General features: G+C 61.8%; 19 protein-coding genes. 7 read left to right on the forward strand and 12 right to left on the reverse strand.

Annotated elements, in window-relative coordinates; genetic code table 11:
• Positions 1-12 precede the first annotated feature (12 nt).
• Positions 13-384 (reverse strand): hypothetical protein, encoded by a 372-nt coding sequence (locus tag DYL59_RS23950; RefSeq protein WP_135291399.1) that lies wholly within the window; start codon positions 382-384, stop codon positions 13-15.
• A 349-nt stretch (positions 385-733) separates the two neighbouring features.
• Here DYL59_RS23950 and DYL59_RS23955 point away from each other — a divergent pair, with 349 nt between their 5' ends.
• Positions 734-2,803: an AsmA family protein gene (locus DYL59_RS23955; RefSeq protein WP_135291400.1), complete on the forward strand. Its 2,070-nt coding sequence runs from the start codon at positions 734-736 to the stop codon at positions 2,801-2,803.
• A gap of 133 nt (positions 2,804-2,936) precedes the next feature.
• Here the strand turns inward: DYL59_RS23955 and DYL59_RS23960 are convergent, their stop codons facing one another.
• Positions 2,937-3,467 carry a ferritin-like domain-containing protein gene (locus tag DYL59_RS23960; protein WP_135291401.1) on the reverse strand — a complete coding sequence of 177 codons (531 nt, stop codon included), beginning with the start codon at positions 3,465-3,467 and terminating at the stop codon, positions 2,937-2,939.
• Between the two features lie 166 nt (positions 3,468-3,633).
• Here DYL59_RS23960 and DYL59_RS23965 point away from each other — a divergent pair, with 166 nt between their 5' ends.
• Entirely contained in the window at positions 3,634-4,524 is an 891-nt protein-coding gene (locus DYL59_RS23965; protein ID WP_135291402.1) for an esterase/lipase family protein, read from the forward strand.
• 101 nt (positions 4,525-4,625) lie between these two features.
• Here DYL59_RS23965 and DYL59_RS23970 read toward each other — a convergent pair whose 3' ends face one another.
• Positions 4,626-5,501 carry a DMT family transporter gene (locus DYL59_RS23970; protein ID WP_135291403.1) on the reverse strand — a complete coding sequence of 292 codons (876 nt, stop codon included), beginning with the start codon at positions 5,499-5,501 and terminating at the stop codon, positions 4,626-4,628.
• A 97-nt stretch (positions 5,502-5,598) separates the two neighbouring features.
• Between DYL59_RS23970 and DYL59_RS23975 the strand changes: the two genes are divergently transcribed.
• The 3 genes from DYL59_RS23975 (at position 5,599) to DYL59_RS23990 (ending at position 7,987) form a co-directional block, all read left to right on the forward strand.
• Positions 5,599-6,387, forward strand: coding sequence for an AraC family transcriptional regulator (locus tag DYL59_RS23975; RefSeq protein ID WP_135291404.1), 789 nt, complete (start codon positions 5,599-5,601; stop codon positions 6,385-6,387).
• A 71-nt stretch (positions 6,388-6,458) separates the two neighbouring features.
• Positions 6,459-6,761 carry a PsiF family protein gene (locus DYL59_RS23980; protein WP_010213547.1) on the forward strand — a complete coding sequence of 101 codons (303 nt, stop codon included), beginning with the start codon at positions 6,459-6,461 and terminating at the stop codon, positions 6,759-6,761.
• Between the two features lie 212 nt (positions 6,762-6,973).
• Positions 6,974-7,987, forward strand: a complete 1,014-nt coding sequence (locus DYL59_RS23990) for an AI-2E family transporter (RefSeq protein ID WP_032878157.1) — start codon at positions 6,974-6,976, stop codon at positions 7,985-7,987.
• A 135-nt stretch (positions 7,988-8,122) separates the two neighbouring features.
• Here the strand turns inward: DYL59_RS23990 and DYL59_RS23995 are convergent, their stop codons facing one another.
• Positions 8,123-9,391: an Hsp70 family protein gene (locus tag DYL59_RS23995; RefSeq protein ID WP_135291405.1), complete on the reverse strand. Its 1,269-nt coding sequence runs from the start codon at positions 9,389-9,391 to the stop codon at positions 8,123-8,125.
• A 238-nt stretch (positions 9,392-9,629) separates the two neighbouring features.
• On the opposite strand from DYL59_RS23995, the gene DYL59_RS24000 reads away from it, so the two are divergent.
• Together DYL59_RS24000 and DYL59_RS24005 are read left to right on the forward strand one after the other, a co-directional pair.
• Entirely contained in the window at positions 9,630-10,568 is a 939-nt protein-coding gene (locus tag DYL59_RS24000) for a DnaJ C-terminal domain-containing protein (protein ID WP_135291406.1), read from the forward strand.
• Between the two features lie 179 nt (positions 10,569-10,747).
• Entirely contained in the window at positions 10,748-16,480 is a 5,733-nt protein-coding gene (locus tag DYL59_RS24005) for an NEL-type E3 ubiquitin ligase domain-containing protein (protein WP_135291407.1), read from the forward strand.
• Here the strand turns inward: DYL59_RS24005 and ureC are convergent.
• The 8 genes from ureC to urtD all read right to left on the reverse strand — a co-directional run bounded on the left by ureC (position 16,477) and on the right by urtD (position 22,704).
• A complete protein-coding gene (ureC, locus tag DYL59_RS24010) occupies positions 16,477-18,177 on the reverse strand; it encodes an urease subunit alpha (protein ID WP_135291408.1) in 1,701 nt (566 codons plus the stop codon). The genes DYL59_RS24005 and ureC overlap by 4 nt on opposite strands.
• A 129-nt stretch (positions 18,178-18,306) precedes the next feature.
• Positions 18,307-18,612, reverse strand: coding sequence for an urease subunit beta (locus DYL59_RS24015; RefSeq protein WP_135291409.1), 306 nt, complete (start codon positions 18,610-18,612; stop codon positions 18,307-18,309).
• The gene (locus tag DYL59_RS24020) at positions 18,609-19,142 is read right to left on the reverse strand and encodes a GNAT family N-acetyltransferase (RefSeq protein ID WP_135291410.1); all 534 of its coding nucleotides are present in this window, start codon (positions 19,140-19,142) and stop codon (positions 18,609-18,611) included. Before DYL59_RS24020 ends, DYL59_RS24015 begins: the two co-directional genes overlap by 4 nt.
• A 5-nt stretch (positions 19,143-19,147) precedes the next feature.
• Positions 19,148-19,660: a GNAT family N-acetyltransferase gene (locus DYL59_RS24025; protein ID WP_135291447.1), complete on the reverse strand. Its 513-nt coding sequence runs from the start codon at positions 19,658-19,660 to the stop codon at positions 19,148-19,150.
• Between the two features lie 9 nt (positions 19,661-19,669).
• The gene (gene ureA / locus DYL59_RS24030) at positions 19,670-19,972 is read right to left on the reverse strand and encodes an urease subunit gamma (protein WP_003171437.1); all 303 of its coding nucleotides are present in this window, start codon (positions 19,970-19,972) and stop codon (positions 19,670-19,672) included.
• Between the two features lie 177 nt (positions 19,973-20,149).
• On the reverse strand, positions 20,150-20,989 hold the full coding sequence (locus tag DYL59_RS24035; RefSeq protein ID WP_135291411.1) for an urease accessory protein UreD: 840 nt from the start codon (positions 20,987-20,989) through the stop codon (positions 20,150-20,152).
• 31 nt (positions 20,990-21,020) lie between these two features.
• A complete protein-coding gene (gene urtE, locus DYL59_RS24040; RefSeq protein WP_135291412.1) occupies positions 21,021-21,719 on the reverse strand; it encodes an urea ABC transporter ATP-binding subunit UrtE in 699 nt (232 codons plus the stop codon).
• A 133-nt stretch (positions 21,720-21,852) separates the two neighbouring features.
• Positions 21,853-22,704, reverse strand: a complete 852-nt coding sequence (gene urtD, locus DYL59_RS24045; protein ID WP_135291448.1) for an urea ABC transporter ATP-binding protein UrtD — start codon at positions 22,702-22,704, stop codon at positions 21,853-21,855.
• Positions 22,705-22,709: the final 5 nt, after the last annotated feature.

Raw genomic sequence — 22,709 nt, forward strand, 5'->3', positions numbered from 1 at the left:
GCCACCACAGGCTTAGCTCTGTGCTTCGTGCAGTTCTTTCAGGCGGTCAGCACCACCTTCGGCAACACCTTCGGTGTAGGCACGTTTGTTGGCTTGTTCAGCGCCGCCTTCAACCAGACCTTTCTGTTCCAGGCGATCACGGCCACCTTCAGTCAGGCCTTCGGTGTAAGCGCGTTTGTTGGCTTGTTCCGAACCGTTTTCAGCAACGCCGCCTTTGGCGTAGTCACGGTTCTCTTCTTCTTGCGAACCGCTGCGAGCCAGGGTTTGGCTGGATTGAACGGCTTGGGCTTTGTTCTGTGGGGTCGCTTGTTCGGCGGCGGGCAGGGCAAAAGCGCTGGAAGCCAGGACAGACAAGAGGACAGTAGCGAGTATTTGGCGTTTCATGGTCGTTGCTCCTTGGGAGGGCGATAAAGTGGGTACAGGGCTAATGCTACTCTCGATAAGTCGATATAAAAGTTCATAAATACAATGGTAATAATCAACGGAATTGATTGTTCACGGCGAGGGCTCTATCTCGCGCCTCTCAAGCCCGCGGTTTTGCACCGTGGTGGGTATTTTCGACACGATCCTGGGTAACAATGGTGCGCCATCGATGGGTTGAATCTGTCGAGTTGGTCAGGAAAACAGGTTTTTGCGGTTAAATCGGTTACCGGGTTAAACCCCTGGGCGGTTTGCCAGTCGTACCCTTATGGGCTGTAGTTCAGCCAGTAGTCGTATTCAGGAGTCCTGTGCAATGACGCGCACTCGTAAAATCGTCGCTTGGAGCTGCGCCAGCTTCGTTCTGTTAATCGCCGTGGTGGTATTGGTGCTGGTGTTCTTCGACTGGAACCGCATCAAGCCGCAGATCAATGCCAAGGTTTCTGAAGAGCTGCATCGTCCATTTGCCATCAACGGCAACCTGGCGGTGGCGTGGGCGCGGGAGCCCGATGAAGGCGGTTGGCGCGCCTGGGTGCCATGGCCCCATGTGATCGCCGAAGACCTGAGCCTGGGTAACCCAGACTGGTCGAAACAGCCGCAAATGGTCACCCTCAAGAAAGTCGAGTTGCGCATTTCGCCCCTGGCATTGCTGGTGCAGCGCGTGGTGATCCCGCGTATCGACCTCACCGAACCCAGTGCCCAGTTGCAGCGCCTGGCCGATGGCCGTGCCAACTGGACCTTCAAATTCGACCCCAAGGACCCCAATGCCGAACCGTCGAACTGGGTGGTGGACATCGGCGCCATCGGCTTTGACAAAGGCCACGTGACCCTCGACGACCAGACCCTCAAGACCCAACTGGATGTGATCATCGACCCGCTGGGCAAACCCATCCCCTTTGGCGAAATTGTCGGCGATGCCGATGCCAAGAAGGCCCTGGAAAAAGGATCAAAGCCCCAGGACTATGCATTCGGCCTCAAGGTCAAAGGCCAATACCACGGCCAGAAACTCGACGGCACCGGCAAGATCGGCGGCCTGCTGGCCCTGCAGGACGCGGCCAAGCCGTTTCCGCTGCAGGCGCAGGTCAAGATCGCCGACACCAGCATCGCCCTGGCCGGTACCCTCACCGACCCATTGAACCTGGGCGCCCTCGACCTGCGCCTCAAGCTTGCAGGCAGCAGCCTGGGCAACCTGTACCCGCTTACCGGCGTAACCCTGCCGGATTCGCCGGCGTACTCCACCGACGGCCACCTGATCGCCAAGCTGCACGAACCCACAGGTGCCTCGTTCAGCTATGAAAACTTCAACGGCAAAATCGGCAACAGCGATATCCACGGCAACCTGGGCTATGTGGCCAGCCAGCCGCGGCCCAAACTCACCGGTGCGCTGGTGTCCAACCAATTGCTGATGACCGACCTTGCCCCCCTGATCGGCGCCGACTCCAACGCCAAGCAAAAAGCCCGTGGCGGCGAAAGCAAACAGCCGGCGACCAAAGTGCTGCCGGTGGAAGAGTTTCGCACCGAGCGCTGGCGCGACATGGATGCCGATGTGGAATTCACTGGCAAACGCATCGTGCACAGTGCCGAACTGCCCTTCACCGACCTCTACACCCACCTGGTACTCAACGACGGCGAACTGAGCCTGGAACCCCTGCGCTTTGGCGTGGCCGGCGGCAAGCTGGACGCGCAAATCCGCCTGAACGGCCGTATCACGCCGATGGAAGGCCGTGCCAAGCTCACCGCGCGTAACTTCAAGCTCAAGCAGTTGTTCCCAACCTTTGAACCGATGAAAACCAGCTTTGGCGAACTCAACGGCGACGCGGATATTTCCGGGCGTGGCAACTCTGTGGCCGCGCTGCTGGGCACCTCCAACGGCGATCTGAAAATGCTGATCAACGACGGCGCCATCAGCCGCAGCCTGATGGAAATTGCCGGGCTGAATGTGGGCAACTACGTGGTGGGCCGCCTGTTTGGCGACAAGGAAGTGAAGATCAACTGCGCGGCGGCCGACTTCGGCATCAAGACTGGCCTGGCAACCACGCGGTTGTTTGTGTTCGATACCGAGAACGCCATCATCTACATCGATGGCACGGCGAACATGGCCAGCGAGCAACTGGACCTGACGATCACGCCTGAGTCCAAGGGCTTCCGCTTGTTCTCCCTGCGCTCGCCGCTGTACGTCAATGGACCGTTCATCAAGCCCAATGCTGGGGTCAAAGCGATTCCACTGGCGTTGCGCGGTGCAGGGATGGTGGCGCTGGGTGTGATTGCTGGGCCGGCTGCTGGGCTGCTTGCCTTGGTCGCCCCAAGTGGTGGTGAACCCAATGAATGCGCACCGCTGCTGCAACAGATGAAGGAAGGCAAAGCCCCGAAAACCGTGAAGGGCTAACTGGCCCAACACAGATCCAAATGTGGGAGGGGGCTTGCCCCCGATGGCAGTCTGTCAGTTGATAACTCTATCGACTGATCCACCGCTATCGGGGGCAAGCCCCCTCCCACATTGGTATTGCAGTGTTGCTGGGTTACAGGCTTTCGAGGATGTCCGCCATGTCGTCGGCGTGCTCTTCTTCCTGGGCCAGGATTTCTTCAAACAGACGGCGCGTGGTCGGGTCTTTATCACCGATGTACTGGATGATTTCGCGATAGCTGTCCACCGCAATCCGCTCAGCTACCAGGTCTTCGTAGACCATTTCTTTCAGCGAGTTGCCCGCCACGTATTGAGCGTGGGAGTTCTTGGTCAGCAGGTCCGGGTTGAACTCCGGCTCACCGCCCAATTGCACGATGCGCTCGGCGAGCTTGTCGGCATGCTCGGCTTCCTGGGTGGCGTGTTCGAGGAACTCGTCGGCGGCGACAGAAGCCTTGATGCCACTGGCCATGAAGTAGTGGCTCTTGTAGCGCAGCACGCAAACCAGCTCAGTGGCCAGCGAGGTGTTGAGCAAGCGGATGATTTCTTCGCGGTCGGCGTCATAGCCTTCGGTCACGGCGCCGTTTTCGACGTTCTGGCGGGCGCGGCTGCGCAGGGTGGCAACGTCTGTCAGGTGTGCTTCAGTCATCTCAATCTCCTGGGGCTAATCCGGTTTTGCGCCACGCTCTGGCGGCGTGATCGCTCCAAGTTGTGAGTGCCGCGTTACGCAAAAAGTTTTATCGGATTTATGTCACAAGCTCGTCGCGGGACTGGGCTAGCCTCAAGGCACCTTCCTGATCGAGGATGTTCGGCCCATGCCGCAGTCATTAGCCACGCGTTACCCCCTGGTGCTGGTGCCCGGCATGCTCGGTTTTGTGCGCCTGGGGTTTTTTCCCTATTGGTACGGCATCGTTCCGGCGCTGCGGGCAGGCGGGGCGCAGGTGTTCCCCGTGCAAGTAGCACCGCTGGACTCCAGCGAGGTGCGCGGCGAGCAGTTGCTGGTGCAGATCGAGCAGATTCGCCGCGCAACCGGCGCCGACAAGGTCAACCTGATCGGCCACAGCCAGGGCTCGCTGACCGCACGTTACGCGGCAGCCAGGCGCCCGGAGTGGGTGGCGTCGGTGACGTCGGTGGCGGGGCCCAACCACGGTTCGGAGTTGGCGGACCATATTCACGTCCATTACCCCATCGACGGGGTCAAGGGCCGCATCATGAGCGCGCTGTTCCATGTGGTGGCCTGGGTCATGGGCGTGCTGGAAACCGGCTATCGCGGGCCCCGCTTCAAGGCAGACCTGCAGGCCTCGCACCATTCCCTCACAAGCGCGGGTGTTGCGCTGTTCAACCGTCAATACCCACAAGGGCTGCCCGAGACCTGGGGCGGGCAGGGTGCAGAAGAGGTCAACGGTGTGCACTATTACTCGTGGTCCGGCACCTTGCAGCCGGGCATTACCGACCGTGGGCGCAACCTGTTCGATGGCACGAACCGCAGCTGCCGCCTGTTTGCCCGCAGTTTTGTGCTGGAAAAAGGCCAATGCGACGGCATGGTGGGGCGCTACAGCTCACATTTGGGCTTGGTGATCGGTGATGACTACCCGTTGGACCACTTCGATATCGTCAACCAGTCGATGGGGCTGGTGGGCAAGGGCGCGGAGCCGATTCGGTTGTTTGTGGAGCATGCGCAAAGGCTCAAGGCGGCAGGAGTCTAATGTGGGAGGGGGCTTGCTCCCGATAGCAGGGTGTCAGTCACTGGATATGTGGCTGATACACCGCTATCGGGAGCAAGCCCCCTCCCACATTTTGACCGCGTTCAGTCAGCTTTTACCGGTGTAGTCCACCGCTCCGACAGAATTACCCCGCCCAGTGTCAACAAGCCTCCCACCAGGTGATACAGCGCCAATTCTTCTTTCAGCACCACGGCCGCTATCAGTGCCGTAATCAACGGCAGCAAATTGAAAAACAGCGTGGTCCGGCTCGGCCCCAGGGTTTTTACCGAATGCATCCATGCCAATGGCGCCAGCATCGACGCCAACAGGCACGCGTACAGCACCAGCGGGATGTTCGCCCAGCCAAGCCCTGCTTTTGCCGAAAACAGGTACAGCGGAAACAGCACCACCACCGCCACCAGCACCTGCAAATACAGCAATACCAACGGCGGCAGGCGCAGCTGCCATTTTTTCAGCAGCGTGCTGTAGACCGCATAGGCCAGCGTGGCGACCAGCATCATGCCGTCACCCAGGTTCACCCCATGCTGCAGCAACGCGCCAAGGCTGCCCGACGACACCACCACGACCACGCCGGCAAACGACAGCACCGCACCGGTGAGGGCACCGTAAGTGAGGCGCTGGCCCAGGCTGATGATGGCCGCCGTCAACGCCATCAATGGCATCAGCGACAGGATGATGCCCATGTTGGTCGCGCTGGTCAGCGATGCGGCGTAGTACGCCAGGCTTTGGTACACCGCCATGCCCAGCACGCCAAGGATGGCGATCTTGCCCAGGTTCGGGCGGATCAGCGCCCAGTGGGCGATCACCGGCTTGATCATGAAGGGGGTAAACAGCAGCGCGGCCAGGGACCAACGGTAAAAACCGATCTCGGCGGGGAAAATCGCGCCCACGGCCAACTTGTTGACGACGGTATTGCCCGCCCAGATAAAAATGGCCAGCAGCGGATAAGCGTATTGCATTGAAAGAAACCAGGTGTGTTGATGAGGCCGGATTATCCATTGTCTGGATCGAAGCCTATACTGCGACACAGACAAACGACCGTTGCATCCAGACAATATGGCCAAGCACAACATACGCCTTGCGGATTTTCGCCAGTTGCCCAGCCCGGTGTATTTTCGCTATTCGGACTTCGCCCCGGATACCGAGTGCACCCCGCACCAACATGCCTGGGGCTCGCTGGACTATTCCGCCAGCGGTGTGATGCGCATGGAGGTGGCCGGCAGCCGCTTTATGTCCCCGCCGCAATATGCGGTTTGGGTGCCTCCCCACACCGAGCACAGTTCCTACAATGCCGAGGCGATTGTCTATCACTCGGTGGGCCTGGCCCCGGAACTCTGCACCCAGCTGCCGCAACAGCCCTGCACCCTGGCGATCAGTGACATCCTCAAGGCCATCCTCAGCGACTTCGCCCAGCGTGACGTAAATATCCCGCAGACCGAAGCTGACATCCGCCTGGCCCAGGTGCTGGTGGACCAACTCAGGCAGGCGCCGATCCACGATGGTTTCCTGCCCTACGCGCAAAGCCCGGGGTTGCTGGGTGTATTGGAAGGCATGCAGGCCGACCCGGCCGACAACCGCCCCTTGGCCCAGTGGGCCGAGCGGGTGCACGTCAGCGAACGCACCCTGGCGCGCCAGTTTGTGCGGGAGTTGGGCATGAGCTTCGGCGAATGGCGCCAGCGCCTGCGCTACCTCGCGGCCATTGAGGCGCTGGACAGTGACCACAGCGTGCAACATGTGGCGTTCGACCTGGGCTACAGCACCGCGTCAGCCTTTATCGCGATGTTCCAACGCCACGCCGGCTGTACCCCGGAGCAGTACCGCCGGTCGAATATCCGCCCACGGTGAAGATGTAACAGGCTTTGACTACACTGCTCTACAGGCCGTGCCCCTCGGCACGGTAACCGGGAGAAAACTCCATGAAGATGCTGCGAATTCCGCTGTTGATGATGGGCCTGTTGCTGTGTTCCCAAGGCTTCGCTGCCACCGCCCAGCAAAACAAAATGACCACCTGCAACGCCGAGGCCACCACCAAGACCCTCAAGGGCGACGAGCGCAAGGCCTTTATGAAAACCTGCCTGTCGGCCCCGGCGGCCAACGACGCCAAGACCCTGACCCCGCAGCAGCAGAAGATGAAGGACTGCAATGCCTCGGCCAAAACCAAGGCATTGACGGGCGACGCGCGCAAAACCTTTATGAGCACTTGCCTCAAAGGCAGCTGATTCACGCAGATTTCCTGTGGGAGCGGGCTTGTTCGCGAATGCGGTGGGTCAGTCAACAAAGCTGGCGACTGATACACCGCATTCGCGAGCAAGCCCGCTCCCACACAAGCCCGCTCCCCCATTGACGGTGTTCACAATTTTCAGAACTCTCGCTTGATTCCTTCAAGGCTGGCAGACTGCCCATCCTTTAACGCCGTTCGTTTTGAGGCTGTATGCCAACGTTTTCTCAGCGTCATGTGTTGTTGCTGGCCAGCTACATCATCATTTTCGGCGGGTTGCTGCTGGTACTGCCGCTCAAGTTGCTGCCCAGCCTGTTGGCCGGCTTGTTGGTCTATGAACTGGTCAACATGCTCACCCCCCAATTGCAACGGCTGATCGAGGGTCGGCGTGCGCGCTGGCTGGCGGTAGCCTTGCTGGGAACTTTGATTGTCAGCGTGCTCACCCTGATCTTCGCCGGCGCCATCAGCTTTCTGCTGCATGAGGCGGAAAACCCCGGAGCCTCCCTCGACAAATTCATGGGCGTGGTCGACCGCGCACGCGGCCAGTTGCCGCCGTTCATCGACGCCTACCTGCCCGCCAGCGCCGCTGAGTTTCGCGTGGCCATTGGCGATTGGATGAGCAAGCACCTGAGCGAGTTGCAGTTGGTAGGCAAAGACGCTGCCCACATGTTCGTCACCTTGCTGATCGGCATGGTGCTTGGCGCGATCATCGCCCTGCAGCGCGTGCCCGACCTGACCAAGCGCAAACCCCTGGCCGCCGCGCTGTTCGACCGTCTGCACCTGCTGGTCCAGGCCTTTCGCAATATCGTTTTTGCCCAGATCAAGATTGCTGCGCTCAACACGGCGTTCACCGCAGTGTTCCTGGCTGTGGTGCTACCGCTGTGCGGGATTCACCTGCCGCTGACCAAGACCCTGATCGTGCTGACCTTCCTGCTGGGCCTGCTGCCGGTGATCGGCAACCTGATGTCCAACACGCTGATCACCATCGTCGCGTTGTCGCTGTCGATCTGGGTAGCGGTGGCGGCGTTGGGGTATCTGATTGTTATCCACAAGGTCGAGTACTTCCTCAACGCGCGGATCGTGGGCGGGCAGATCAGTGCCAAGTCGTGGGAATTGTTGTTGGCGATGCTGGTGTTTGAGGCCGCTTTCGGCTTGCCCGGTGTGGTGGCGGGGCCGATTTATTATGCGTATCTCAAGAGTGAGCTGAAGCTCGGTGGGATGGTTTAAGCCTTGTGTTGCCTGAGCTGGCCTCATCGGGGGCAAGCCCCCTCCCACACTTGACCGAGTTCCAACTTTGAAATGCGGTCGAATGTGGGAGCGGGCTTGCTCGCGAAAGGGTCGCTGCGGTCTCTGAACTAAAACTCAGTAGCCGTACCGCTTGCTGGCCTCAATCGCCAGACCACTGCCGATACTGCCAAAGATATTGCCTTCCACATGCCGCGCATTCGGCAACATCGCCGAGATGCTGTGGCGCAGCGCCGGGATCCCGCTGGAACCGCCGGTAAAGAACACCGTGTCCACCTGCGCAACGCTCACCGAAGCATCGTTGAGCAACTGCGTTACGCTGCCGCGCACACGCTCCAGCAGGCTGTCGATGGACGACTCGAACAGGGTGCGGCTCAGGTCCACGCTCAGGCCGGCTTCGATGCGGTCCAACGCCACATGGCGGCTGTCCTGGTGGGTCAGTTGGATCTTGGTTTCTTCCACTTCCATCGCCAACCAGTGCCCGGCGCGCTCTTCGATCAGCTTGAACAGGCGGTCGATACCGCCGGTGTCTTCGATGTCGTAGCGCATGCTGCCCAGGGCCAGCTGGGATTTTTGCGAGTACACCGAGTTGATGGTGTGCCAGGTGGCCAGGTTCATGTGGTGGCTGGTGGGCATGTAGGCGCCGCTCTTCATGCGGCTGCCGTAGCCGAACAGCGGCATCATGCCGTTGAGCGAAAGCTGCTTATCGAAGTCGGTACCGCCGATGTGCACGCCGCCCGTGGCGAGGATGTCACTCTGGCGGTTGTCATTGTGGCGACGATCCGGCGACAGGCGCACCAGCGAGAAGTCAGAGGTACCACCGCCGATGTCGACGATCAGCACCAGCTCTTCCTTCTCGATGGTGGACTCGTAGTCGAACGCCGCCGCAATCGGCTCGTACTGGAACGAGATGTCCTTGAAGCCGATTTTGCGCGCCACATCCACCAGGGTGTTCTCGGCTTCCTGGTCGGCCAGCGGGTCGTCATCGACGAAAAACACCGGGCGGCCCAGCACCACTTCTTCAAACTCGCGACCGGCATTGGCTTCGGCGCGGCTCTTGAGCTGGCCGATAAACAGCGCCAGCAGGTCGGTGAACGGCATCGCCGTGCCCAATACGCTGGTGTCGTGCTTGATCAGCTTGGAACCCAGCAGGCTCTTGAGCGAGCGCATCAGCCGGCCTTCGTAGTTCTCCAGGTACTCGTGCAGCGCCAGGCGACCGTACACCGGGCGACGTTCTTCGAAGTTGAAGAACACCACTGACGGCAGGGTGATCTTGTCGTCCTCCAGCGCGATAAGCGTTTCCATGCCGGGGCGGATCCAGCCGACGGTGGAGTTGGACGTGCCAAAGTCGATGCCGCAGGCACGGGCCGGGGATGGGTTTTCCATGACAATCAGGTTCCGGTTGAAAAACGGCCGCGCAGTGTATGTCAGTCGAGGGCGGATGCGTAGGCCGACCATCTGTTAAATCTTGCTTGAAACCTGGCGATTCGCCCCCACATCTGCTGCATACGGCAAGTGCCGATAACACTTTGACGCACCCCCAGGCCACATCACTCAACAGGTGCAAACCAGCGCACGTTGTGCCCCGGGCTGTGCGATCTCGATTAAGGATGGTGAACCGCCGATGGATTTCAAAGACTACTACAAGATTCTGGGTGTCGAGCCGACGGCCGATGACAAGGAAATCAAGGCCGCCTATCGCAAGCTCGCGCGCAAATATCACCCTGACGTGAGCAAGGAAAAAGACGCCGAAGCCAAGTTCAAGGACGCGTCCGAAGCCTACGAGGCGCTCAAAAGCGCCGACAAGCGCGCCGAATACGATGAGCTGCGCAAATACGGCCAGCATGGCCAGCCGTTCCAGGGGCCACCGGGCTGGCAGAGCCGTGGCGGTTTTGGCGGCGGCGGCGGCGGCGAGGACTTCTCGGACTTCTTCAGCTCGATCTTCGGCTCCCGTGGCGATGCCTTTGGCGGCGGCCAGCGCCGTCCAGCCGGGCGCAAGGGCCAGGATGTGGAGATGCAACTGACGGTGTCGCTTGAAGAGACGCTGTCGGCCGAGTCCAAGCAGATCAGTTTCCAGGTGCCGCAGTACGACGCCTCGGGCCGGCATGTGAGCAACACCACCAAGAGTCTGAACGTGAAGATCCCCGCCGGCGTGGCCGACGGTGAACGCATCCGCCTCAAGGCGCAAGGTGCACCAGGCATTGGCGGTGGAGCCAATGGCGACCTGTACCTGATCATCAAGTTTGCGCCGCACTCCAAATTCGAAGTGGAAGGCGAAAACCTGGTGATCACCCTGCCGCTGGCGCCGTGGGAACTGGCCTTGGGCGCAGAAGTGGCGGTGCCGACCCTGACCGGCAAGATCAACCTCAAGGTGCCGGCGGGCAGCCAGAACGGCCAGCGCATGCGCGCCAAGGGCCATGGCTTGCTGAACAAGGCTGGCGAGCGGGGGTTCCTGTACATCCAGCTCAAGGCCGTGATGCCCAAGCAGGCAGACGACGAGACCATTGCGCTGTGGCAGGAACTGGCAAAAAAAGCCGCGTTCAACCCGCGGGAACACTTCTGAACCTGACGCCCCCGCGCTGACGGTCTGGCGCGGATTCTGAATTAGGCCATGGTGTGCCGACGGGCGACACCATGGCCGGCCTCCCTCCGCCAGCGGCCGCACGCACTAACTACCTACCGCAGCGAGGGCTGCCGGGCATGATCTGCTGATGACTACTTTGAATCAGTGAGTAGTCACCCATGCCTGTCGATACACCCCGCCTCGAACCGCAAACTGCGGCTTACGAGGTGATCAAGCAAAAAGTGCCCGCCTGGCTGACCCAGGCGTCGGCCACCACTCGCGGCGCCGTCAAGGCCGCGCCTACCCATGAAGTCGACTGGCTCGCCAGCTTAACGGCCAGCGAACGCCGCCAGTTGCAGCACTACACCAGTGCCTGCGCGCACTCGCAAAATGCCCTTGACCAGGCCATGGCCGGCCTGCCCAGCGTCGAGGTGTTCGCCAAGCCGTTGCTGGCTGCGGCACTCAAGGCGCAGTTCGGTATCGAGCCGGATTTGGACAGCACTTATGTGGACTTGCGCAAGCCCGTGGAACTGGGCGCGTTTGGCATCCGCATCGGCAGTTTTTCGGTGTTGACCCTGAGCCTGCTGCAAGCGGCGTTGCACAACTTTGAAGAGGGCGAATGCGCGGCCGACGCCTTTGGGCCCACTTCAGGTTTCAAGAGCGGGCCGGCTGAACACGACGCCAGCGTGGCCTTGGGTATCAGCATCGAAAGCTTCCTGAGCGTGTGCCGCCGCCTCGACATCGGCACGCAATACCAGTCGCGGCTGACGGCGTTTTTCCACAACGCCAGCGGCCTGCGCGACCTGGTGATCCAGGCCCAGAAAGACGCTCTGCAAGCCGCTGCCTACACCGCACTGCTCAAGCAAGATATAGAGCCCGGCGACTACGCCGTGATCGGTGCGGTGATCGCAGGCAACCCAGAGATCCGCGATAACGGCAAACCGGTCTGGTTCAACGACCTGAGTCTGATGGGCCTGCGTCTGTCGGGCTGCACCGCGTTCGTTGCCGCGGACAAACACCAGCACGCCCAAGCGGTGCTGGTGTACATCCCCCACGACCCGCTCCACCCGCTGAAAAAATACGCGAGCCTCCAAGACCTGCAAGCGGAGCTGACCCGCCAGTTGATGGACGGCGCCAAGGCGGGCGCGGGGCTGACGCCCTATCAAGGTTTTCTCAAGAACTACATCGCCTACCCCGACCAGCCGACCTACCTGCGCCGCCTCACCGAGGACGCGTCCGAGCAGCCCCGTGACCCTTACAGCCCGCTGCGCATTGGCCAATATATATTGCCGTTCGTTTCGACGACCCTCTCGTTGCTTGTCGGCCCCAAGCAATTGCCCCCGCCGCCGCCCACGGCTCGCGAACCGATCAAAGACCCGAACTTTTATATCCAGGTCATCGCCAAGCGCGAGCCGTGGCAAGACAACGTCGAGCTTTGGGGCGATAGCTTCGACAAGCTGCGCGACAAACTGATCGCCGACGCTCGTGGCCATGCAGTGCCCACCGCGGATGTGGATGCGGCGGTGCGCGCCAGGAAGATCGCGGCCCTGGAAAGTGCCGGGCTGCTGGCGCTGAACCTGGTGTCGATGTTTGTACCGGGACTTGGGGAAGTGATGATGGCGGTGATGGCCGCGCAACTGTTGTACGAGACCTTCGAAGGCGTGGTGGAGTGGCATGAGGGCGACCGCGAGGCAGCGTTGGGGCACTTGACCGATGTGGCCGAGAACCTGGTGTTTATCGGCGTGATGGCGGCAGGCGGCAGGGTGGTGGGCAAGGCGCTCAGCACCCCGGCGGTGATCGAGCAACTCAAACCGGTGAGCCTGCCCGATGGTCAGCAAAAACTCTGGAAAGCCGATCTGGCGCCCTACAAGGTGGCGGTGCAATTGGCGCCCGATGCCAAACCGGACGTGCTGGGCCTGTATGCCCATCAAGGGCAGCGCGTGCTGCCGTTGGAGGGCGACCACTTTGCCGTGGCATACGACCCTCAAACCGCCGAATACCGCATCCAGCACCCCGAGCGGCCGCAGGCCTATGCGCCGCACCTGGAGCATAACCATGAAGGCGCCTGGCAACACGAGCTTGAACATCCACTGACTTGGGACGACGGGACCACCCTGCGACGCTCGGGCGAGCCGGTGCAAGGCCTGAGCGCCGAGCGCCTGCGCCAGGCGTGCGAGGCCAGCGGCATCGAGGCCGATGCCTTGCGCGCCGGGCACCTGGACCAGGAGCCGGTGCCCCTGGCATTGGCCGATACCTTGCAGCGCTTCAAGGTGGCGGATGAGGTGGCCACCTTTATCACGCAGATGAAGTCGCACGATGCCCTGGAGTACGCCAAGGCCGACCCCGTTTTGCAAATGGACCTGCTGCGCCGCCGTGGCCTGCTGCCGGAGGAGTCGTACGTGGTGCTTGAGCGCGATGGGACGCAAGTCTGGAGTGATCCGCTACTGCCTGGCCAGGCGCGACGAGCCATCGTGCTGCCCGATGGTGCGCAAGCGCGTGGTGAGTTGTTGCAAGAGGTGCTGGGTTACTTTCAAGACGTTGATCCCAGCCTGAGTGAGTTCCCCGGCCAAGCCGGCGAGTCCTTGCCCGAGCGCGCACGGCAACTGCGCCATTACCTCGGTACAGAGGTTCAATCCTTTGAAAACACGCTGGTGGAGGAGCGTTACAAGGCGCGCACGATCAGCCATCACCCCGACACCGCGAGGGTCCAGGCTCAGTTCCCCAGCCTGCCGGGCGCCATGGCCGAGCACCTGCTCAAAACCTTGAGTGACGACCAATTGCACAGCTTTCGCAGCACCGGCCAGCTACCGATCAACGTGCTGGAGCAGGCCCAATGGCAGACCCAGGAGCTGCGCCTGACCCGCGCCTGGGAAGGGTTGTTCGTCGAGTCGCTGGCCACTGCCGACACCCCGCGCCTGCAAGCCCTGGGTACGCGTTCGCGCGAGAGCCTGCGTGCGGCACTGCTGGAGCAGCCGCTGCGCAAACCGGCCTACGACCCGTCGATGCGTTTGCTCGGCGGTGGCCGTGGTGTACGGCAACTGGTGGACACGGCTGCCAACGCACTGCGCTCTCCGCCCGAGCGCGTGCGCCGGCTGTTCCCGGACTACACCGAGGAGGAGACTGAGGCGTTGCTGCGCTCCCTTGGCACCGAAGTGCGTAGCGGGTTGTCACGCCTGGAAGACGAATACGCCACCCTCAAACGCGACCTCAAGCACTGGGTGCGGGACAATGCCCCGTCAGTGAGCACCACGGCCTTCGATCGCCAGGGCGGGTTCGTGAAGACTTTCGCCGATGCCATCAAGCGTTGCTGGCGTCGCCAGGCCAACACACTCAGTATCGCTCCTGGCCATCCACTCAACCTGCCTGCACTCACGGCGGATTTCAGCCACGTCCAAGAGCTGGAACTGACCAACACCCCATGGAACAGCGATGCTCAAACCTTCCTGAATAATTTCAAGCAACTCAAGCGCCTGCGTATCCGCGAAGCGGGCCTCGCCGAACTGCCCGAAGGCTTGGAGCAGATGAGTCAATTGACTCAGTTGCGTTTGCGGCAAAACCATATCCGTTTGACGCCTGAGGGGGGCGAACAACTGGCGCAACTGAACCAGTTGGAACTGCTGGACCTGGCGCTCAACCCCTTGGAGCGGGCTCCAGATTTCAGTGGCATGCCGCACTTGAGGTACGTCGATCTGAGCCAAACCGGACTGGAGCAGTGGCCCACAGGCCTGCGCGATCAGAGCGACCTGCGGGAGCTGAACCTGCGGGACAACCGCCTGCGCACTATCCCTCGGGAGCATCTGGAGCCGCCGGCTGAGTACGCCGAGCAAATGATCAGAATCAACCAAGTGACGTCGATCCGGGGCAATCACTTATCCGCCCAAACAGAACAGGCGCTGGACGACTACTGGCGGCGGCTGTCCCACACCCATCCCGATATGTTGCTCAATGGTCGCGGGGACAGCTTCTCGGTGGAGTCCCCCCCCATCGTCCAGGTGCGGCGCATGTACCCCAATTACGATATTGGCCAATGTCGGCAATTCATCTGGAACCTGGGTGAGGATGCCCAGATACAGCTGCATCGGATGCTGGAGGAGTACAACGAACTCAGGGCGCAACTGGACGGCTGGGTGTTTTCCGGCGGCGGCGCACGCCAGCGCTACATACGCATGGACCAGGTTCTGGAAAACCTTGCGCAACGTGATGACCGCGTCATGGCCCGTACCCGCATCCTGGCCTGCTGGCGCCAGGAAACCCCGATGAGATTTGCCGCCGACCGTACGCCTATCGGGCTGGAGCTGGACCTCAGTGGCTTAACGTTGCCGAGCCTGCCCGACCTGGAAGCGGACTTCAGCCATGTCGGCTCCGTCAAGCTCACCGGCATGAACCTGAGCACCTCGCCGGAGGGTTTTCTTTCCGGCTTTCGCGGGGTGCGCTGGCTGGATCTGTCGAACAACCAACTGCGCGAACTGCCTCCGGCGGTGGGGCAGATGCACGGCTTGACGCGGTTGTTTCTAAGCGACAATCAGATCCGGCTCACCCCTGCCAGCGCCCGGGTCCTGGCCGAGCGCACCACCTTGCGAGCGCTGTGGATGAACCACAATCCGCTGGGCATTGCGCCGGACTTCAGCCACATTCCGGATATGCGTTCGGTCCGTCTGAGCGGTACCGACATCCAGCGCTGGCCCGCTGGGCTGGAGTCGCAGCTGTTACTCGACGACATCGACCTCAGTCATAACCAATTGACCTCCTTGCCCGAACACATCGTTGCGCCCACCGAGCAGCAACTGGAGCGCTCCGTTCGCCTGAGCCGCATTACCAATGTCGGCAACAACCCGTTGACCGAAGCTGCCCTGCAGCAGGTTCGGGCGTATGCCACTCGCCTGGAAGAGGGCGGCCAGTTGGAGATCGGTCGTCCCTTGCGGTTGATCAGCACGGCACTGGGCCTGCGCTCGCCGGTGGTGGCCCGCCCTCTGGGCGCCGGGTTCGAACGGTGGACCCAAGGCTTGGATGCCCAGCAGGTGGCGCGCCGCACGGCTCAGTGGTCGACCCTGCGGGATGACCCTGGCAGCCCTGGGTTTTTCCAGGTACTCAGCGACGTTGACGCGCCACCGGCTGCCCGTGACGACCTGCAGCGTCGGGTGTGGAACGTGATCGACAGCATCACCGAACCCAACGTCGAGTCCGCAGCCCTGCGCGAAGAAATGTTCACCTGGGCCGGGCGTGCCGCCTGCTGTGACCGGGCCGCGTTGTCGTTCAGCAACCTGGAAGTGATGCAGATGGTCTACCGCGCCAAGGCGGCGGCAGGCGATGCGGCGCAGGGGCCGGCGTTGTTGAAACTGGCCCGTGGCTTGTTTCGTTTGGACGAGGTGGAAAAGACCGCGCTGCGATGCATTGCCGAGCGCACCGAGCAGATCCAGAACGACCCGCAACTGTCGTTGCAGGCTAAACGCCAGGCGATAGCGATGATTGAAGAGGTCGAGGTTCGCCTGGCCTATCGATATGGGTTGAAAGACGATCTGGAGCTGCCCGGTCAGCCAAGCCAGGTGCGCTTTACCCGCTTGGGCAATGTTGCGGCCAAGGACCTGTCGGATGCCCGTGCCCGCATCCTGGCGTTGAACAACTCGCCGCAAGAACGCCAGGCCCTGCTGTCCCGGGATTTCTGGAAAGACTACCTCACCCACAAGCACCGCGCGCAATTCGACGTATTGAGCAAACCCTTCCACGAGCAGCTTGCGCAGTTGCTGGAACAGGTCGAAGCCGGCGGGCTCGCGCGCGCCGACTATGACACTCAGGCGCTAGGCTTGCAGGACCAACTGGGTATTGCCGAGGCTGGGTTGATCGAGCGCTTGACCGACGCCGAGCTGACGGTACATCCCCAGCCCGGCCCTCCGTCAGGTGCAAGCGGGGTTTAGAACAGGAAATACCGCTGGGCCATGGGCAGCACCTCGGCCGGTTCACACCACAGCAACACACCGTCGGCCTTGACCTGGTAAGTCTGCGGGTCGACCTCGATGTCCGGCAGGTAGTCGTTGTGGATCAAGTCGGTTTTTTGCACCTCGCGGCAGCCCTTGACCACCGCGATCTGCTTCTTCAAACCCAAGGTTTCGGGCAAGCCCGCCGCCTGCGCCGCCTGGCTGATAAAGGTCAGGCTGGTGGCGTGCAGCGAACTGCCGAAGCTGGCGAACATCGGGCGGTAATGCACCGGCTGCGGGGTCGGGATCGAGGCGTTGGCGTCGCCCATGAGGCTTGAGGCAATCGCGCCGCCCTTGAGGATCAGGGTCGGCTTGATGCCGAAAAACGCCGGGCGCCACAGCACCAGGTCGGCCCACTTGCCCACTTCGATGGAGCCGACGATATGGCTGATGCCGTGGGTGATCGCCGGGTTGATGGTGTACTTGGCGATGTAGCGCTTGGCGCGGAAGTTGTCGTTGCCGGGGCCGTCGCCGGGCAGGGCGCCGCGCTGTTTTTTCATTTTGTCGGCGGTCTGCCAGGTGCGCGTGATCACCTCACCGACGCGGCCCATGGCCTGGCTGTCGGAGCTGATCATGGAGAACGCACCGAGGTCGTGCAGGATGTCTTCGGCGGCGATGGTCTCGCGGCGGATGCGGCTTTCGGCGAAGGCCACGTCTTCGGCAATGCTCGGGTCCAGGTGGTGGCAGACCATCAGCATGTCCAGATGCTCGTCGATGGTGTTGCGGGTGAACGGCCGGGTCGGGTTGGTGGAGCTGGGCAACACGTTGGGGAAACCGCAGGCCTTGATGATGTCTGGCGCGTGACCGCCACCGGCACCTTCGGTGTGGTAGGTGTGGATGGTGCGGCCCTTGAGGGCGGCCAGGGTGGTTTCGACAAACCCCGATTCGTTGAGGGTGTCGCTGTGGATCGCCACCTGCACATCGTATTCGTCTGCAACGCTCAGGCAGTTGTCGATGCTGGCCGGGGTGGTGCCCCAGTCTTCATGCAGTTTCAAACCGATGGCGCCGGCCTTGACCTGCTCGATCAAAGGCTCCGGCAGGCTGGCGTTGCCCTTGCCGGTAAAGCCGATGTTCATCGGGAACGAATCACTGGCCTGGAGCATGCGCGCCAGGTGCCACGGGCCCGAGGTACAGGTGGTGGCGTTGGTGCCGGTGGCCGGGCCCGTACCGCCGCCGATCATGGTGGTGACGCCGCTGGTCAGCGCTTCCTCGATTTGCTGCGGGCAAATGAAATGCACATGGCTGTCGATGCCGCCGGCCGTGAGGATCATGCCGTCGCCAGCAATCACTTCGGTGCTGGCGCCGATGGCCATGGTCACGCCGGGCTGGATATCCGGGTTGCCGGCCTTGCCGATGGCGTGGATGCGGCCGTTTTTCAGGCCCACGTCGGCTTTGACGATGCCCCAGTGGTCGATGATCAGCGCGTTGGTGATCAGGGTGTCGACCACTTCGTGGGCGAGCAACTGGCTCTGGCCCTGGCCATCGCGGATGACCTTGCCGCCGCCGAATTTGACTTCTTCGCCGTAGACGGTGAAGTCCTGTTCGACTTCGACGAACAGCTCGGTGTCGGCCAGGCGGACCTTGTCACCGACGGTGGGACCGTACATGTCGGCGTAGGCTTGGCGGGAGATTTTCATATGTGTGCCCTGAAAAATGTGTGTTGAATGTGAGTCCGCTATCGGGGGCAAGCCCCCTCCCACATGGGGTCGGTGTTGTTCAGGCGAACGCGGTCAAAATGTGGGAGCGGGCTTGCTCGCGAAGAGGCCCTAAAGGTCACCCATAATCCGACCGGCAAACCCAAACACCCGCCGCCCACCGCTCAAATCCACCAACTCCACCTCCCGGCTCTGCCCCGGCTCGAACCGCACCGCGGTGCCCGCCGGAATGTTCAGGCGCATGCCCCGGCTCGCCGCTCGATCAAAGGTCAGCGCGTCGTTGGTCTCGAAAAAATGATAATGCGAGCCCACCTGGATCGGTCGGTCGCCGCTGTTGGCCACGCTCAGGGTGAGGGTGCGGCGGCCGACGTTGAGTTCGATCTCGCCAGGCTGGATCTGATATTCGCCAGGAATCATGCAGGTTGCCCCAGGGTCTTGAAGTAGATGGCGGTCGGGCTGTAGCGCCCGTCCGGGCTTTGGCAGTAGTCGGGCAACTCACCGATCTTGGTGTAGCGCAGCGACTGGTAAAAGGCTTCGGCGGGCGAGCCGGCCTCGGTGTCCAGGTACAGCAGGCCGCGCTTGTGTTGGCGCGCGGCAAGTTCCAGGGTGTTCATCAATTGCTGGCCCAGGCCGTGGCGGCGGGCGCTGCTGTGCACCAGCAGCTTTTGCACTTCGGCGCGGTTCAGGCCGTTGGCCTTCTGGCACAGCGCCAACTGCACGCTGGCAATCACCTGCTCGTCGCGCACCACCACCCACAGCAACAGGCTGGCGTGTTCGATGCTGGCTTGCACACCACTCAGATAGGTGCGCGCCTGGGTTTCATCGAAGTCGGCCATAAAGCCTACCGATGCGCCGTTCTTGACCGCGTCCAGCAACAGTTCCACCAAGCCGGAGCGGTAATGGGCAAAACTTTCAGCATTGACTCGACGCAGTTGCGCGGCGTTCATCGACATCACTCCTTGGGCGGTTCGGCGCCCGGGTTCAAGGCCAGCTGCATAAAGGTCAGGTCCAGCCAGCGGCCGAACTTGATGCCCACTTGGGGCATTTGCCCGGTGGTGATGAAACCCAGGCGTTCATGCAGACGGATCGAGGCCTGGTTGCCGCTTTCGATGGCGGCGACCATCACCTGTTTGCCGCACAGGCGCGCGCGTTCGATCAGGGCTTGCATCAACAGCGGCCCAAGGCCTTTGCCGCGTTGGTCGCTGCGGATATACACCGAGTGCTCGACGCTGTAGCGGAAACCTTCGAACGGGCGCCAGTCGCCGAACGAGGCGTAGCCGGTGACTTCATCGTTTTCCACCGACACCAGAATCGGATAACCCTGGGCATGCCGCGCACTGAACCAGGCCTGGCGGTTTCCCAGGTCTACCGGTTGTTCGTTCCAGATCGCCGTGGTGTTGAGCACCGCGTCGTTGTAGATGGCGCGGATCGCCGGCAGATCGTGTTGGGTTGCGTCACGAATCATCATCAGGTCTCACGCGATGGGCTGGTGGACGGTGACCAGCTTGGTGCCGTCGGGGAAGGTGGCTTCCACCTGGATGTCCGGGATCATTTCCGGGATACCTTCCATCACCTGTTCACGGCTGAGCAGGGTGGTGCCGTAGTGCATCAGGTCGGCCACGGTGCGGCCATCGCGGGCGCCTTCCATGAGGGCGGCGGAGATGTAGGCGATGGTTTCCGGGTAGTTGAGCTTCACGCCCCGCGCAAGGCGGCGCTCGGCCACCAGGCCTGCGGTGAAGATCAGCAGTTTGTCTTTTTCCCGTGGGGTCAGGTCCATGGTTCAAGGTCCTTCATAAATACATTCTCAAATACACCAGAGATCCAATGTTGAGTGAGCTTGTGTGGGAGCGGGCTTGCTCGCGAATGCAGTGTGTCAGTCAATGCATCTGTTACTGATCCACCGCATTCGCGAGCAAGCCCGCTCCCACACAAACCCATTCCCACTGTTAGATCTTCATGTGCTCCAAATTCGCGGTGGTACCGCTTCCCGGCCAAGCACCGCCGGGCGCAGCAATTTCCATAAATCAATCAACCAAGCCCTTGCCAACAGCGCTTCACTGGCCAGGCAACGGGCCACCAGCAAACCGGGCAATTGGCTCAGGTCGCCGCGCACCGCATGGGGTAGGGCGCGGCATTGTTCGAGTAGTTCAGGGTCGATATCGCCGGTGAGCAGCAATGTGGCAAACACCGGTTGCCCATCCAACCCGATGGGCGAGTCGAGCAAGCCATCGGCGCCGTTGATGCGCTGGCGCTCATGCCACAGCAACTGACCGTCGCGGCGAATATCCAGGTGGGATTGAAAGTGGCCCAGGTCAAAACGCTCGCCACTGGCGGGGCGGCCCAGGGCGATCACGTCCCAGTAGAACAACCGCGCATCGCCCTTGAGTTCGATACGCGTGGTGAGTTCGGCCTGGGCCGCGCTGAATACGATGGTTTCCTGGGGCAGCCACTCCAGGGTGGCGCCGGCTTCCACCGTCAGGTCCAACTGCTGGAACGCCGGCCCGCTGGCGCGGTACCACTTGGCCGCGCCGGGGCTGGTCAACTGGGCCCAGGCGCCTTGCGCCACATGGGCGCTGATATCCAGGCGATCACCGCCGGCAATCCCGCCGGGCGGGTGCACGATGATGTGCTGGCACACCTCGGGGCCTTCGGCGTACAGGTGTTTTTGCACCCGCAATGGCCCCAGGTGGCGGCGCATCACCGGGCGCGTGGTGTCGCCGAAACGTGCGTAGCCGAGTTCCAGCTCGGCATGCCAGCTGGGGGTGAACAGGGCAGGGGTAACGGGCAGGTTCATGGCAGCGTGCTTATCGTTAGGAGGCTACAGATTAGATGGTTACCAAGCCGCGTACACCTTCGGTTTCCATATTTTCTCCACGGCCCTGCTGCACGATTTCGCCTCGGGACATCACCAGGTACTGGTCGGCCAGTTCGGCGGCAAAGTCGTAGAACTGCTCCACCAGCAAAATGGCCATGTCGCCACGGGCTGCGAGCTTTTTGATCACCGCGCCAATCTCCTTGATCACCGAGGGTTGGATGCCTTCGGTGGGCTCATCCAGGATCAGCAAGCGTGGGCGGCTGGCCAGGGCGCGGCCGATGGCCAACTGTTGTTGCTGGCCGCCGGACAGGTCACCGCCACGGCGATGTTTCATCTGCAGCAACACTGGGAACAGTTCGTAGATAAACGCCGGTACTTCCTTGGCCTCGGAACCGGGGAAACGTGCCAGGCCCATCAGCAGGTTTTCCTCCACCGTGAGGCGCCCGAAAATCTCCCGGCCCTGTGGTACGTAGGCGATGCCGGCATGCACCCGTTGGTGCGGCTTGAACCCTGTGATGGGCTTGCCTTCCCAATTCACCACGCCTTCCTTGGACGGTAGCAAGCCCATGAGGCACTTGAGCAGGGTGGTCTTGCCCACGCCGTTGCGGCCCAGCAGGCAGGTGACTTCGCCGACCTTCACATCAAAGGACAGCCCGCGCAGGATGTGGCTGCCGCCGTAGTACTGGTGCAGCTTGTCGACTTGCAACATTTCCAAATTCTCCTCATGTCCCTGTAGGAGCGAGCTTGCTCGCGAAAAACCTGAGGGCGCTGCGTGCATTCAGGATGCCCGCGTCATCGTTGACGATCTTCGCGAGCAAGCTCGCTCCTACAGAAAAGCGAACTTAGCGACCGAGATAGACTTCGATCACTCGCTCATCGGCCTGCACCTGCTCCAACGACCCTTCGGCCAGCACGCTGCCCTGGTGCAACACGGTCACATGGTCGGCAATCGAGCCGACAAAGCCCATGTCGTGCTCCACCACCATCAGCGAATGCTTGCCCGCCAGGCGCTTGAACAGTTCGGCGGTAAATTCGGTTTCGGCGTCGGTCATGCCCGCCACCGGTTCGTCCAGCAGCAACAGTTGCGGGTCTTGCATCAGCAGCATGCCGATTTCCAGGAACTGCTTCTGGCCGTGGGACAACAGCCCCGCCGGGCGCTGCACCGAGGCGGTGAGGCGGATGGTGTCGAGCACTTCGTCGATACGGTCTTTTTGCTCGCCACTCAGGCGCGCACGCAGGCTGGCCCACACGGATTTGTCGGTCTTCTGCGCCAACTCCAGGTTTTCGAACACGCTCAGGGCTTCAAACACCGTGGGTTTCTGGAACTTGCGGCCGATACCGGCCTGGGCGATCTGCACTTCGCTCATGCCGGTCAAATCCAGGTTTTCGCCAAACCAGGCGGTGCCGTGGCTGGGCCGGGTCTTGCCGGTGATCACGTCCATCAACGTGGTCTTGCCCGCGCCGTTGGGGCCGATGATGCAGCGCAACTCGCCCACGCCGATGTACAGGTTCAGGTTGTTGAGGGCCTTGAAACCGTCGAAGCTGACGCTGATGTCTTCCAGGGTCAGGATGGTGCCGTGGCGTGTGTTCAGGCCCTTGCCCGCCGCCTGGCCAAGGCCGATGGCCTCGCGGCCACTGCCGGCGTCGAGGATCGGTTCGAGCATGAATTCGGCGGCGGCGCCCGCGGCGCGCATTTCCA

Origin of the sequence: Pseudomonas kairouanensis (assembly GCF_004682055.1) — a bacterium.
GTDB lineage: Bacteria > Pseudomonadota > Gammaproteobacteria > Pseudomonadales > Pseudomonadaceae > Aquipseudomonas > Aquipseudomonas kairouanensis.

Excerpts from the sequence above, each read along its gene's own strand:
- DYL59_RS24035 (WP_135291411.1), bottom strand. The coding sequence starts at position 20,989 with ATGAACCTGCCCGTTACCCCTGCCCTGTTCACCCCCAGCTGGCATGCC.
- DYL59_RS23980 (WP_010213547.1), top strand. The coding sequence starts at position 6,459 with ATGAAGATGCTGCGAATTCCGCTGTTGATGATGGGCCTGTTGCTGTGT.
- DYL59_RS24025 (WP_135291447.1), bottom strand. The coding sequence starts at position 19,660 with ATGATTCGTGACGCAACCCAACACGATCTGCCGGCGATCCGCGCCATC.
- ureC (WP_135291408.1), bottom strand. The coding sequence starts at position 18,177 with ATGAAAATCTCCCGCCAAGCCTACGCCGACATGTACGGTCCCACCGTC.
- DYL59_RS24000 (WP_135291406.1), top strand. The coding sequence starts at position 9,630 with ATGGATTTCAAAGACTACTACAAGATTCTGGGTGTCGAGCCGACGGCC.
- DYL59_RS23990 (WP_032878157.1), top strand. The coding sequence starts at position 6,974 with ATGCCAACGTTTTCTCAGCGTCATGTGTTGTTGCTGGCCAGCTACATC.
- ureA (WP_003171437.1), bottom strand. The coding sequence starts at position 19,972 with ATGGACCTGACCCCACGGGAAAAAGACAAACTGCTGATCTTCACCGCA.
- DYL59_RS23970 (WP_135291403.1), bottom strand. The coding sequence starts at position 5,501 with ATGCAATACGCTTATCCGCTGCTGGCCATTTTTATCTGGGCGGGCAAT.
- DYL59_RS24005 (WP_135291407.1), top strand. The coding sequence starts at position 10,748 with ATGCCTGTCGATACACCCCGCCTCGAACCGCAAACTGCGGCTTACGAG.
- DYL59_RS24015 (WP_135291409.1), bottom strand. The coding sequence starts at position 18,612 with ATGATTCCTGGCGAATATCAGATCCAGCCTGGCGAGATCGAACTCAAC.
- urtD (WP_135291448.1), bottom strand. The coding sequence starts at position 22,704 with ATGCGCGCCGCGGGCGCCGCCGCCGAATTCATGCTCGAACCGATCCTC.
- DYL59_RS23995 (WP_135291405.1), bottom strand. The coding sequence starts at position 9,391 with ATGGAAAACCCATCCCCGGCCCGTGCCTGCGGCATCGACTTTGGCACG.
- DYL59_RS23965 (WP_135291402.1), top strand. The coding sequence starts at position 3,634 with ATGCCGCAGTCATTAGCCACGCGTTACCCCCTGGTGCTGGTGCCCGGC.
- DYL59_RS23955 (WP_135291400.1), top strand. The coding sequence starts at position 734 with ATGACGCGCACTCGTAAAATCGTCGCTTGGAGCTGCGCCAGCTTCGTT.
- DYL59_RS23960 (WP_135291401.1), bottom strand. The coding sequence starts at position 3,467 with ATGACTGAAGCACACCTGACAGACGTTGCCACCCTGCGCAGCCGCGCC.
- urtE (WP_135291412.1), bottom strand. The coding sequence starts at position 21,719 with ATGTTGCAAGTCGACAAGCTGCACCAGTACTACGGCGGCAGCCACATC.
- DYL59_RS23950 (WP_135291399.1), bottom strand. The coding sequence starts at position 384 with ATGAAACGCCAAATACTCGCTACTGTCCTCTTGTCTGTCCTGGCTTCC.
- DYL59_RS24020 (WP_135291410.1), bottom strand. The coding sequence starts at position 19,142 with ATGAACGCCGCGCAACTGCGTCGAGTCAATGCTGAAAGTTTTGCCCAT.
- DYL59_RS23975 (WP_135291404.1), top strand. The coding sequence starts at position 5,599 with ATGGCCAAGCACAACATACGCCTTGCGGATTTTCGCCAGTTGCCCAGC.